At 74.2% G+C, this 12,582-nt stretch carries 12 protein-coding genes; 10 read left to right on the top strand and 2 right to left on the bottom strand.

What is annotated here, in order from left to right; translation table 11 throughout:
* Positions 1–9 precede the first annotated feature (9 nt).
* From ACZ79I_RS10740 to ACZ79I_RS10720, 5 genes are all read left to right on the top strand, one after another.
* Positions 10–966 carry a respiratory chain complex I subunit 1 family protein gene (locus tag ACZ79I_RS10740; protein ID WP_471495683.1) on the top strand — a complete coding sequence of 319 codons (957 nt, stop codon included), beginning with the start codon at positions 10–12 and terminating at the stop codon, positions 964–966.
* Positions 963–1,655: a hypothetical protein gene (locus ACZ79I_RS10735; RefSeq protein ID WP_471495684.1), complete on the top strand. Its 693-nt coding sequence runs from the start codon at positions 963–965 to the stop codon at positions 1,653–1,655. The genes ACZ79I_RS10740 and ACZ79I_RS10735 overlap by 4 nt, the downstream gene beginning before the upstream one ends.
* On the top strand, positions 1,655–3,289 hold the full coding sequence (locus ACZ79I_RS10730) for a proton-conducting transporter transmembrane domain-containing protein (RefSeq protein ID WP_471496416.1): 1,635 nt from the start codon (positions 1,655–1,657) through the stop codon (positions 3,287–3,289). The genes ACZ79I_RS10735 and ACZ79I_RS10730 overlap by 1 nt, the downstream gene beginning before the upstream one ends.
* A 4-nt stretch (positions 3,290–3,293) precedes the next feature.
* Complete coding sequence (locus tag ACZ79I_RS10725; protein WP_471496414.1) at positions 3,294–4,778, top strand: hydrogenase large subunit; 1,485 nt, start codon at positions 3,294–3,296, stop codon at positions 4,776–4,778.
* Between the two features lie 133 nt (positions 4,779–4,911).
* Positions 4,912–5,643 (top strand): ferritin-like domain-containing protein, encoded by a 732-nt coding sequence (locus ACZ79I_RS10720; RefSeq protein ID WP_471496412.1) that lies wholly within the window; start codon positions 4,912–4,914, stop codon positions 5,641–5,643.
* A 78-nt stretch (positions 5,644–5,721) separates the two neighbouring features.
* Here ACZ79I_RS10720 and ACZ79I_RS10715 read toward each other — a convergent pair whose 3' ends face one another.
* Both ACZ79I_RS10715 and ACZ79I_RS10710 read right to left on the bottom strand, forming a co-directional pair.
* A complete protein-coding gene (locus tag ACZ79I_RS10715) occupies positions 5,722–6,063 on the bottom strand; it encodes a MazG-like family protein (RefSeq protein ID WP_471496410.1) in 342 nt (113 codons plus the stop codon).
* A gap of 99 nt (positions 6,064–6,162) precedes the next feature.
* A complete protein-coding gene (locus tag ACZ79I_RS10710; RefSeq protein ID WP_471496408.1) occupies positions 6,163–6,708 on the bottom strand; it encodes a DoxX family protein in 546 nt (181 codons plus the stop codon).
* 425 nt (positions 6,709–7,133) lie between these two features.
* Here ACZ79I_RS10710 and ACZ79I_RS10705 point away from each other — a divergent pair, with 425 nt between their 5' ends.
* From ACZ79I_RS10705 to ACZ79I_RS10685, 5 genes are all read left to right on the top strand, one after another.
* Positions 7,134–8,492 (top strand): multidrug effflux MFS transporter, encoded by a 1,359-nt coding sequence (locus ACZ79I_RS10705; protein ID WP_471496406.1) that lies wholly within the window; start codon positions 7,134–7,136, stop codon positions 8,490–8,492.
* On the top strand, positions 8,405–9,619 hold the full coding sequence (locus tag ACZ79I_RS10700) for a serine hydrolase domain-containing protein (RefSeq protein ID WP_471496404.1): 1,215 nt from the start codon (positions 8,405–8,407) through the stop codon (positions 9,617–9,619). The genes ACZ79I_RS10705 and ACZ79I_RS10700 overlap by 88 nt, the downstream gene beginning before the upstream one ends.
* 12 nt (positions 9,620–9,631) lie before the next feature.
* Positions 9,632–10,624 (top strand): small ribosomal subunit Rsm22 family protein, encoded by a 993-nt coding sequence (locus ACZ79I_RS10695; RefSeq protein WP_471496402.1) that lies wholly within the window; start codon positions 9,632–9,634, stop codon positions 10,622–10,624.
* A gap of 398 nt (positions 10,625–11,022) precedes the next feature.
* Positions 11,023–11,637 carry a TetR/AcrR family transcriptional regulator gene (locus ACZ79I_RS10690; RefSeq protein WP_471496401.1) on the top strand — a complete coding sequence of 205 codons (615 nt, stop codon included), beginning with the start codon at positions 11,023–11,025 and terminating at the stop codon, positions 11,635–11,637.
* Positions 11,638–11,807: 170 nt separating this feature from the next.
* Complete coding sequence (locus tag ACZ79I_RS10685) at positions 11,808–12,545, top strand: bifunctional DNA primase/polymerase (protein ID WP_471496399.1); 738 nt, start codon at positions 11,808–11,810, stop codon at positions 12,543–12,545.
* Positions 12,546–12,582 lie beyond the last annotated feature (37 nt).

Below are 12,582 nucleotides of genomic sequence, written 5' to 3'. Positions count from 1 at the left end.
AGCGGACGGATGAGTACTGTCGGATATGCCGCCGTCGCCGGCCAGGTCCTCGTGGTGGGGGCCGGGGCACCGTTGCTGACCGGGTGGATGCGGCAGGTGCGGGCCCGCCTGGAGGGCCGGGCCGGGGCCGGTGTGCTGCAGCCGTGGCGGGATCTGCGCAAGCTGCTGCGCAAGGAACCCATCACCCCGATCGGGACCGGGCCCGCCTTCCGCACCGCCCCCGCGGTGCTGGTCGCCACCACCGTGGTGGCCGCGGCCCTGGTGCCGCTGCTGGCCACCGACACTCCGGTCGGCGGCCATGCGGACCTCATCGTGGTGGTGGCCCTCATCGCGCTGGGCACCCTGGCCCTGGCCCTGGCCGGTCTGGACACCGGCACGGCGTTCGGTGGGATGGGCGCCTCCCGGGAGATGACGGTGGCGGCCCTGGTGGAGCCCACCATCCTGCTGTCGGTGTTCGCCCTGTCGATCCCCGCCGGGACGACCAACATCCCGGCCATCGTCTTCGGTGCCGCCCACGACCCCGCCCGCCTCGCCTCCCCCGTGAGCCTGCTCGCCACCGCCGCGCTCGCGGTGGCGGTGCTCGCGGAGACCGGGCGGATCCCCGTCGACAACCCCTCGACCCACCTCGAACTGACGATGATCCACGAGGCGATGGTCCTGGAGTACGCCGGCCCCGACCTGGCACTGGTCGAACTCGGCGCCCAGATGCGCCTGACCCTGCTGCTGGGACTGCTCTCCTCGCTGTTCCTCCCGTGGGGGATCGCCACCAGCACCTCCTGGGCCGCCCTGGCCGTGGCCCTGGTGCTGTTCGCGGTGAAGGCCGCCGCGCTGGGCGCGGTACTCGCCGCGGCCGAGGTGTTCTGGGCCAAGGTGCGGCTGTTTCGGGTACCCGAACTCCTCGCCGGATCCTTCCTGCTGGCGCTGCTCGCGGTGGCCGCCTCCTACTTCCTGAACGGAGCGCCATGAACAGCGGCCTGTACACGCAGTTCCTGGACGTGGCCTGCGGCGCCTTCCTGCTGGCCGCCGTGATCGTACTGTGGCGGCGCGAACTCGCCGCGATCGTACGGGTCTTCGCCCTGCAGGGCATCGCCCTGGCCGCCATCGCGGTCCTCCTCGGCGCGCACGAGGGACGGTGGGACCTGATCGCCGTGGGCATCGGCATCGGGCTGCTCAGAGCCGGCGTCCTGCCGTATCTCATGCGCCGGGCCCTGACCGCACTCACGGCGGACCGGCAGTGGTATGGCACCGGCGGGGCGGAGGCGCGGGAGACCCAGCCGCTGGTGAACGTCGCCGCCTCCCTGCTGACCGCCTCGCTGCTGACCCTGCTGGCCTACGTGGTCAGCCTGCCCCTGACCGAGCTGGACCCGACGCCGGCCACCCGCGCGCTGCCGGTCGGCCTCGCCGTGGTCCTGATCGGCTTCTTCGTCCTGGTCACCCGCAGACGGGCCCTGGCCCAGGTGGTCGGCTTCCTGCTGCTGGACAACGGCATCACCGCCACCGCCTTCCTGGCCGCCTCCGGGGTGCCGCTGATCGTCGAACTCGGCGTCTCCTTCGACGTGCTGCTGGCCGTGCTGGTTCTGCAGATCCTCACCACCCGAATGCGGGAGGCATTCGGCACCACCGACATCGACGACCTGCGGGAGCTGCACGACTGATGCCCTACCTATCGCAAGGAGGCACCGCCTCCACCCTGCTGCTGACCGCACCCGCCGCCGTCCCCCTCGCCGCCGCAGCCGCATACACGCTGGCCGGGGCGCCCCTACGCCGGCCGGCGCCCGCGGCGGCCCGGCGCCCGGCGAAGGCCCCCGTCCCGGCGAAGGCCCCCCTTCCGGTGGCGGAGGCACCCCCGCCCGGACCGGCCCCGCGGCGCCGCGCCGCGGACTGGGCCGGGCTTCTCTCGCCCGCCGTCATCCTCGGGTCCGCGGCTCTGCTCGCCGCGACCGTCGTGGACGACGGCCCCCGGACGGCGTACGCCGGACTGCTACGCGCCGACGCGCTCACCGTCTGGATGCTGCTCGTGGTAGGCGCCGTCGCCACGGTCGCCTGCGGTTCCGCACCGGCGTATCTGGCGGGTGAACGGTCCGCCGGCCGGGAGGGCGACCGGACCGGCCACCACACAGGCGACCACGCCCCGTGGCGCTACCACGCCCTCGTGCAGGCGTTCCTGGCCGCGATGAGCCTGGCGGTGGTGACCGCCAACCTCGGTGTGCTGTGGGTCGCCGTGGAGGCCACCACCATCGTCACCGCCTTCCTCGTCGGGCACCGCCGCACCCGCACCTCCGTCGAAGCCGCCTGGAAATACGTGGTGATCTGCTCGGCCGGCATCGCGCTCGCCTTCCTCGGCACCGTCCTCGTCTACTACGCGGCCCGGCAGGCCGGCGTCGCCGAGGCATGGGCGCTGGACTGGCCCACCCTCGTCTCCCACGCCGACCGCCTCGACCCGGCGGTCACCCGCCTCGGCATCACCCTGGTCGTCCTCGGGTTCGGCGCCAAGGCGGGCCTGATCCCGCTGCATGCCTGGCTGCCGGACGCCCACAGCCAGGCTCCCGCCCCCGTGTCCGCGCTGATGTCCGGAGTGCTGCTGTCCGTGGCGTTCGCCGCGGTCCTGCGCTACCGGGTGATCGCGGACGCCGCCCTCGGCCCGGACTTCACCCGGGTCCTGCTGGCCGGGATCGCACTGCTCACCCTCGCCCTCGCGGCCGCGCTGCTGCTGGCCCAGCGCGACTACAAGCGGATGCTGGCCTACTCCAGCATGGAGCACATGAGCCTGATCGCGCTGGCCGCCGCGGTCGGCAGCCCGCTCGCCCTGGCCGCCGCGCTGCTGCACATCGCCGGACACGGCCTCGCCAAGTCGGCCGCCTTCTGCGCCTCCGGCCGCATCCTGCACCTGACCGGCACCACCCGCATCGAGCAGGTCCGCGGGCTGCTCGCCCGGGCACCCGCGTCGGCAGGAGTGTTCGGGCTCGCGGTCGTGGCGCTGATGGCCTTCCCGCCGTTCAGCCTCTTCGCCTCCGAACTGGCCATCGCCCGGGCGGGGTTCGCCGCGGGCACCGGCCTGGGCTGGGTCACGGCGGCGGCCCTGCTGCTGGTGCTCGTCGCCTTCGCCGCGCTCGCCGCCCGCACCGCCCGGATGCTTCTGGGCCCCGCACCCGCACAGCCCACCGCCTCCGAGGCGTCGGCCGTGTGGCCGCTCGCCCTGGGGCTCCTGGCCTGCGCCGCCCTCGGCGTCGCCACGGGACCGCTGACCGACTTGCTGCACGCCGCCGCCCAGGCGATCGGGGGCAGGTGAGACGATGCGCACCGCCCATGACATCGGCGTCGGGGAACTCCACCGGCGCGCGGAGGAGTTGCTGCGCGAGGGCCACCGGCTGGCCCTGGTCGCGGCTCACCACGACGAGCGCGGACCGCGTGTGGTGTACCTGTTCGCGGCCGGCCCGCCCGACACCCGCACCGAACTCCACGTCCGCCTCGACCCGGACCGGCCCGAACTGCCCACGCTGGCCCATCTCTCCTTCCCCGCGGGCCGGTTCGAGCGCGAGATGCGCGACCTGTTCGGCATCGTGCCCCTCGACCACCCGCTCCCGCGCCGACTGGTGCGCCACTTCCACTGGCCCCGCGGCTGGTACCCCATGCGGCCCGACGCCGGCCCGCCCCCGGCCTTCGGCGAACAGGAAGGCCCGTACCCCTTCCTGGAGGTGGAGGGCGAGGGAGTCTACGAGATCCCCGTCGGCCCGGTGCACGCCGGGCTGATCGAGCCCGGCCACTTCCGCTTCTCCGTCGTGGGCGAGACCATCCTCAAGCTCAAGGCACGGCTGTGGTTCGTCCACAAGGGCATCGAGAAGCTCTTCCAGGGCCGCACGATCACCACCGGCCTACCGCTCGCCGAGCGGATCAGCGGCGACACCGCCGTCGGCCACGCCCTGGCGTACTGCCTGGCCGTGGAAGAGGCCACCGGCACCGAGGTCCCACCCGAGGCCCAGCGCGCCCGCGCCCTGCTCCTGGAACTGGAGCGGATCCACAACCACGTCGCCGACCTCGGCATGCTCTGCAACGACGTCGGCCACGGCATCCTCAACACCCAGGCCCAGCGCGTCCGCGAGCACCTCCTGCGCCTGAACCGGGAGATCACCGGACACCGGCTGCTGCGCGGCGGCGTCGTCCCCGGCGGCGCGGTCCTGCACGCGCTGCCGGATACGGGCAGGCTGAAGGCCATCGGCGAGGACATCCGCGAGATCACCGGCCTCGCCCTCGGCCACTCCACCGTCCACGACCGCTTCACCGGCACCGCCATCCTCCACACCGACGCCGCCCGCGCGATCGGCTGCCTCGGCTATGTCGCCCGCGCCAGCGGCCTGCCCGGCGACGCCCGTACCGCCCACCCCTTCACCGCCTACGACACCCCGCCCGACGTGCCGGTCCACGACAGCGGGGACGTCCTGGCCCGCTTCCTGGTCCGCGCCGAAGAGATCGACGTCTCCCTCGCCCTCGCCGAGCGGCTCCTGGACGGGCTGCCGGACCCCCGGGCGCTGCCCGCGCCCGTACCGCCGCGGCCCGGCACGGGTCCCGGCACCGGGGTGGGCCTCGTGGAAGGCTGGCGCGGCACCATCGCCACCCGCGTCGAACTCTCCCCCGACGGCAACCTGGCCCGGGTCAAGCCGGTCGACCCGTCCTTCTTCAACTGGCCCGCACTACCAGTGGCATTGGCGGACACGATCGTCCCGGACTTCCCCCTCACCAACAAGAGCTTCAACCTCTCCTACGCGGGCAACGACCTGTAGCGGGGGCCCGCGAGCCCGGCGTCGTCGCGAGCGGTGACAGCGGACGGGGTTCGCCGGTGGAACGGTTCGGCATCCGCCCGCGTCGTCTTTCTCCAGGGCACGGCGACCGTGCCCGAGGGAGACTGGGGACCGGGTGAGTACGGGCGATTTCGCCAAGTGGGTACGGCGGTTCGAGGACGAGCGCGAGCGCAGGCATGACCGAGGGGACCCGGACTGGAAGCAGGGCGCGACCCTGCATCCAGCCGTCTGGGCGGGCATCCGGCGTTTTCAGCTCGGGGAGGACGGCGACGGTGCCAACCTCGTCGCCAAGGCGGACGGTGCCGGGGACCCCGTCTACGCGCGGGCGGTCCGGTTGTTCGTCGCCGAGGAGCAGAACCACGCCCGGCTACTGGCTCTGCTGCTGGCCGCGGGCGGCCGGACGACGTTGACCAGCCACTGGAGCGATGAGGTCTTCGTCCGGTTGCGGCGCCTCATGGGCCTGCGCACGGAACTGCTGGTGCTGATGATCGCGGAGGTGGTGGCGCTGCGCTACTACCGGGCCCTGCGCGACGGCACCGACGACTCGCTCACCTCGGAGGTGGCCGGGCGGATCCTGGCCGATGAGCACCGCCACGTACCGTTCCACTGCGAGCGACTGCACGCCTCCTTCGCAGAGCTGCCCCGGCCGCTGCGCCGCCCGGTGACGGCCCTGTGGCGGCTCCTCCTGCTCGCGGTCTGCCTCGTCGTCGCCGCCGACCACGGTCCGGGGCTGCGCCGACTCGGCGTCGGGCGCCTGCGCTTCGCGGCCGACGTGATGGCCTCGTCCGGCGCGGTGGCCTCCGCGGTGCTGGAGCACCACCCGGACGGGTGGCCGGGCCCGGCCTGACGGCCGACGGCGTGCGGCAGCCGGCGACCGCTGTGTCCGGCACGCCCACGGCACGCGGCCCCGTATGCACCGGGCCGTTCAGGGGGCGGAGGAGCCGAGTGAGCGCTGGGTGACCCTGGTCAGATGCGCGGTGAAGACCTCGCGCGCCTCCGGGGTCAGGGTGCGCAGCGCGACCAGGGCGGTGATGACCACGTCGCACAGCTCCGCCTGGACGTCCTCCCAGCGGTGTGTCGTGCCCTTGCGGGGGTTCTGGCCGGTCGCGCCGATCACCGCCTGCGCGACCTCGCCGACCTCCTCCGACAGCTTCAGCACGCGCAGCAGCAGGCCCTCCGCGCCGTCGTGCGCCCGGTGCGCGTCGAGCCACGCGTGCAGCCGGGCGATCGACTCCCAGAGGTCCGCGGACCCGTCGAGCTCAGTCATACCGGCAGCCTGCCATGAGGCGGCCTGTCATGAGGCGGCCTGTCATGAGGCGGCCTGTCATGAGGCGGCCTGTCATGAGGCGGCCTGCCATGAGGCGGCCTACCCCTCGAACAGGGCCTCCTGTTCCCCCTCTTCCCTCCGGCGCACCCGCCTGTTCCGCGCCCCCACCACCACGGCCGTGACCGCCGCCGTCACCGCGAACGCCGCCGGGACCATCCAGCCGCGGTTCACGGCGTGGCCGAGCGCCGAGTCCAGGGAGAGCCGGCCGGGGCCGGTGACCGCCAGGCCCGCCGCCGTGAGACCGAGCGACGCCGCGTACTCGTAGCCGCCGCTCTGGGCGAAGAACCCGTTCGGCATGTGCACCACCGTCGCCCCCGCCATGGCGCCGGCCGCCGCGGCGCCCGCCGCCGGGGTCGCCAGGCCCAGTGCCAGCAGTGTGCCGCCGCCCGCCTCCGCGAGCCCCGCCGCACGCGCACTCGCCCTGCCCGGACGGTAGCCCACGGACTCCATGAACTGCCCGGTTCCCTCGATCCCGCCCCCGCCGAACCAGCCGAAGAGCTTCTGCGCCCCGTGTGCGGCCAGTACCCCGCCGGTGCCCAGCCTCAGCAGCAGCAGCCCCACGTCACGTCGCTCGGTACAGGTCACGGTCACTCCCGGGGAAGCCGGTCGGCAGGAAGGGTCTTCTCCGCGTTCCCACCGTCCCACCGTCCACACCCGCCCGGCCCGCCGGCGGCGCCGTTCGGGTGGCGAGCGCCCCGGGAGGGCATACGGGCAGCCGTTCCGCGGTCCGGCGCGCACCCCGCGGTCCCACGCGGGTCACACCCCCTCCCGGACGGCGGAACGGCTGCCACCCCCCTGGTATGGTCGGCGGAATCCCCGTGCCCCAACTGTGAAGCTTCAGTGGAGGAGTGTCGAGCATAAGCCCGTTACATGTCCGAATGGTGCGGAGTTGAGCATTCCGTTTGTGTAGGTTGAACGGTTGACGGTTCGTCCGCCCCTTGGTACACCGCCCGGTCACCCCGCAGGAACTGAGAGCATGGGCGGCGCGCCGTACGAAGAGGGAGGGGCAGATGCCCGAGCGTGGCCGTACCACGCACGACCAGGAAGGGCCGCAGGGTCACATACCCGCCCCCGCGTCCGCCGCGTCCCCCGCACGGAGCGGTCCCGGCCTCCGCCGCACCGGTCTCCTGGTGACGTTCATCCTGGGCGGGCTCACCGCCACACCCCCGCTGGCGATGGACATGTACCTCCCGTCCCTGCCGCAGGTCACCACGTCCCTGCACACCTCCGCCGCGACCGTGCAGCTCACCCTCACCGGCTGTCTCGCGGGCATGGCGCTGGGACAGCTTCTGGTCGGCCCGATGAGCGACCGGTGGGGCCGCAGGCGCCCGCTGCTCGCCGGCCTCGCCGTCTACGTGGCCGCCACCGCGCTGTGCGCGCTCGCGCCCACGGCCACCGCCCTCGTCGCCTTCCGGCTGCTGCAGGGACTCGCGGGCGCGGCCGGCATCGTGATCGCGCGTGCCGTCGTCCGGGATCTGTACGACGGTGTGACCATGGCCCGGTTCTTCTCCACGCTCATGCTGATCTCCGGGCTCGCGCCGATCGTCGCCCCGCTGATCGGCGGTCAGATCCTGCGCATCACGGACTGGCGCGGCGTCTTCGTCGTCCTGACGGCCGTGGGGGTCGCGCTCACGGCGCTGGTCTGGGCGAAGCTGCCCGAGACCCGCGCTCCGGACGCAAGGCGCGGCGGGGGAGGGGACACGGCCCTGCGCTCCCTGCGGATCCTGCTGGCCGACCGCGCCTTCACCGGCTACACGCTCGTCGGCGGCTTCACCTTCGCGGCGCTGTTCGCGTACGTGTCCGCGTCCCCCTTCGTCGTCCAGGAGATCTACGGCGCCTCCCCGCAGACCTTCAGCCTGCTGTTCGGCCTGAACTCCGTGGGGCTGGTGGTCGCCGGGCAGATCAACGGCAAGGTGCTGGTCGGCCGCGTCAGCCTCGACCGGGTGCTGGCCACCGGCCTCCTGACCGTGACGCTCGCCGCGACCGCGCTGCTGCTGATGGCCACGGGCGTCCTCGGCGACGTGGGCCTCGCGCCGGTCGCCGCCGCCCTCTTCGTGCTCATGTCGGCGATGGGGATCACGCTGCCGAACACCCAGACGATGGCGCTGCTGCGCACCCGGCACCACGCCGGCTCCGCGTCGGCGCTGCTGGGCACGTCCTCCTTCCTCATCGCCGCCGTCACCTCACCGCTCGTCGGGATCGCCGGCGAGCGGACCGCCGTCCCGATGGCCGTCGTCCAACTGGCGGCGGCGCTGGTGGCCGTCATCTGCTTCGTGGCACTGTGCCGTCCCTGGACAGGACGTGCGGGCGCGAAGGGCGGGGGCACCCCCGGCCCGGGCCCCGCCGAGAGCGTGGGGGAGGAGAGCTGAGCGCGCCGAGACTGCGCATCGACACCCCGGAGAAGGCCGGGCTCGATCCGGAGGAACTGCGTCTTCTCGTGCGCGGCGTCCGCGACGCCGTCGGCGGGGAGCGCCCCTGGGCCGCGGGCGCCGTGGTGATCGCCGGCCGCGGCCCGGTGATCGCCGTCGAGGAGGCGGCCGGCTGGGCGGTCCGCTACACCGCCTACGACGCGGAGACGGACCGGGGCGTCGGACTGCCGCCCGCGGCGCGGGTGCCGATGACCCTGGACACGCCCTTCGACCTCGCGTCGCTCACCAAGCTGTTCACCGCGGTCGCCGCGGTGCAGCAGCTGGAGCGCGGCACGCTGGGCATCGACGCGCGCGTGGGGGCGTACCTGCCGGACTTCCACGCGGCGGCCGAGCACGGCATCACCGTGCGCCAGCTGCTGACCCACACCTCCGGCCTGCGGCCCGAACTGCCGCTGTACGACTGCCCGTCCGACGCGGCACGGATCGCCGCGCTGCGGGCTCAGGCGCCGGTGGGCGAGCCCGGCGCGTACTGCTACTCGGACCTGAACCCGCTGATCCTGCAGCACCTCCTGGAACGTCTCACCGGGCGCACCCTCGACGTGCTCGTCCGGGACGGGATCACCCGGCCGCTCGGGATGACGGCGACGGGCTTCGGGCCGTGCCCGGGCGCTGCGGCGACGGAGGACCAGCGGCGGCCGTGGGCGAAGGCGGACCGGGGGATGCTGCGGGGCGTGGTCCACGACGAGAACGCGTGGGCCCTGGGCGGGGTGGCCGGGCACGCGGGCCTCTTCTCGACCGCGCGCGACCTGGCGGTCTTCTGCCGCACCCTGCTGGCCGGCGGCTCGTACGGCCCCGCGCGCATCCTGGGCCCCGACTTCGTGGAACTGATGCTCACCCCACCCGGGCTGGGCTTCACGGTCGACCAGCCCTGGTTCATGGGGGAGCTGTCGGGCCGGGGCGCGGCCGGCCACACCGGCTTCACGGGCACGTCGCTGGTCCTGGACCCGGCGACGGACACCTTCCTCGTCCTGCTGGCGAACACGGTCCACCCGCGCCGCCGGGCACCGGACAGCCGGCCGCGGGCGGCGGCGGCGGACCGGCTGGCGCGAGCGGTGCGGGGGACCTGAGAGAATTTCCCGGTGAACGCCCCCGTCTCCCCAGCCGACAGCCTCCGCGCCGCCCTCTCCGGGCTGCTCGACGGGCTTGCGCCCAAGCAGGCTGGCCAGGCCGTGGACCGGCTGATCGCCAGCTACCGGGGACGGACCCCCACCGGCGCGCCCGTGCTGCGGGACCGCGCGGACGTGGCCGCCTACGCCGCGTACCGGATGCCCGCCACGTTCGAGGCGGTGCGCGCGGCGCTGGACGCGTTCGCCGCCGCCGTCCCCGGATGGGCTCCGGCCGGCCATGTGGACATCGGCGGCGGGACCGGGGCGGCGACCTGGGCCGTGAGCGCGACCTGGGAGGGGCGGCGGCCGGTCACCGTGCTCGACTGGGCCGAGCCCGCCCTCGCCCTGGGCCGGGAGATCGCCGCGGCGAACCCGGCGCTGGAGGACGCCGAGTGGCGGCGCTCCCGTATCGGATCGGCGCTCACCGTCGAGAGCACCGATCTCGTCACGATCTCCTACGTCCTCGGCGAACTCACCGAGGCGGACCGCGCCTCGGTGGTCGAGACCGCGGCCGCGGCCGCCCGGGCCGTCGTGGTCGTCGAGCCCGGGACGCCGGAGGGCTACGCCCGCGTCATCGAGGCCCGTGACCGCCTCATCGGCGCAGGCTTCCGCGTCGCCGCGCCCTGCCCGCACAGCGCGGCCTGCCCCATCGTCCCCGGCGAGGACTGGTGCCACTTCTCGGCCCGGGTCAGCCGCTCCTCGCTGCACCGGCAGGTCAAGGGCGGCTCACTGGCGTACGAGGACGAGAAGTTCAGCTATGTCGCCGCGGCCCGCTTCCCGGTGGCGCCGGCCCCCTCACGGGTCGTCCGCAGGCCGCAGATCCGCAAGGGGCAGGTCCTCCTCGACCTGTGCGGCCCGGACCGCTCCCTGCACCGTGAGACGGTGACCAAGCGCCACGGTCCCCACTACCGCGCGGCCCGCGACGCGGACTGGGGCGAGCCCTGGCCGCCGGCCCCGGCGGACTGAGGGGTCCGGCGGAGTCCGGTGCGGTCCGGCGGCGCCCGAAGGGGCGCGGGGCTGTGTCGGTATGCGGCTCCGCCGCGCGGGCGTGACCGGCCTCCCCCAAGCTCTCGGCTGCGTTCGATCAGGGGGACCCCCCATCGCACCCGCGGGTGATGCACCGGACTCTCCGCGGAGCGATGCACCGGACTCCCCGCGGAGCGATGCACCGGACTCCCCGCGGAGCGCTCGGGCACGCGGCCCGGCGGACGGGGGTGCCCTCGCGCTCCTCCGAGTAGGACGGCCGGCCCGGCCCCCTGCGGACCGGGCGTGGTTCCCGCCCTGGCGGACCGGCTGCCCGCCCCCGGCGGACCGGCCGCCCGCGGACGAGACGTCCCGTCTTGTCCCCCTGGTAGATTCGCCGCATGGCCGAGAAACCCGCCCCCGACACCTCCCGCCGCAGTGAGGCATCGCGTCGCGCCATCCACGACGCCGCGCTCGCGCTCGTCGCGGAGGTCGGGTATCCGAGGACCACGGTCGAGGGGATCGCCGCGCGGGCCGGCGTGGGCAAGCAGACCATCTACCGGTGGTGGTCGTCCAAGGCCGACGTGCTGCTGGAGGCGTTCCTGGACCTCGGGGAGCGGGCCGCACGGGAGGCCGGGCAGCGGCCGGACGCCCTCCCCGACACCGGAGACCTGGCCGCCGACCTCAAGCTCGTGCTGCGCGCCACCGTCGACGAGCTCCACGACCCCCGCTTCGAGGCCCCCGCCCGTGCCCTCGCCGCCGAGGGCCTGGTCAACCCCCGGCTCGGCGCCGAGTTCGTCGCCAAGTTGCTCGAACCGCAGCTCGGGCTGTACGTCCGGCGGTTGCGCTCCGCCCAGGAGGCGGGTGCGGTGCGCCCCGACGTCGACCCGCGCATCGCCCTGGAGTTGTTCGTCTCCCCGCTCGCCCAGCGCTGGCTGCAGCGCACCGGCCCGATCACTTACGCGTACACGGACACCCTCGTCGACTACGCGCTCCACGGCCTGGCCCCCCGCTGACCCCCCTGACCGGAGGGATACTTCACGGGAAATCCCGTCATGTCGCCCGATCCGGTCCGCGGTTGGCATCGCCCCACCTACCCCGGATGCGGACTGCGGTCACCCGTGCCGCAGGATGGTGGGACCATGAGGCATGCTGTCCGCACAACTGCTGTAAGGCGAGGGGATAGATGAGCGCAGGGTTCGGCCGTCGCACGAGCGTGCAGGGCAGGATCTCCCAGTGGCTGCGCGGACGCCGTCCCGCCCGTCTCGAGGAGGACGCCGGCGACGGCGGCCGTGAGGCGATGCTGCTGGCCGCGGCCGCCGCGGGGCTGCCCCTCGCACCCGCCGCGCACCCGGTGGGCTACCGCTGCTCGTGCGACCGCGTCGGCTGTCCCACCCCCGCCCGGCACCCCGTCTCCTTCGCGTGGCAGACGCAGTCCACCACGGACCGGGCGCAGATCGAGCGCTGGGCCCGGCACCAGCCCGAGGCGAACTTCATCACCGCCACCGGGATGGTGCACGACGTGCTCGACGTTCCGCACGAGGCCGGCGACGAGGCCCTGGAGCGGCTGCTCGCCTCCGGTGTCGAGGTGGGGCCGGTCGCCGTGACCGGCGACGGACGCATGCTGTTCTTCACACTGACCCGCGGCACACCCGAGGACGAGGACGAATGGTGGCCGTGCGAACTGGACTGCCACCCCGAGACGATGGACGAGCACCCGGGGCTGCGCTGGCACTGCCGGGGCTCGTATGTGCTTCTGCCGCCCGCGCAGTTGCCCGGTGAGCTGACGGTCGCCTGGGTACGGGGCCCGGAGCACGCGCTGCCGGACCCGCTGAGCCTGCTGGAGGTGCTGACGGACGTCTGCTCGCGCTACGCGGGGGACGACACGGAGGACCAGCTCGCGGCCTGGCCCCACCGGGGCTGAGGCCCGGCGGCGCCCCTCCCCGCACATCCCCTGCTCC

The organism is Streptomyces sp. PSU-S4-23 (assembly GCF_055632315.1).
Note: the sequence above shows the minus strand (reverse complement) of the source record. Positions and strands in the feature narration are given on the sequence as shown.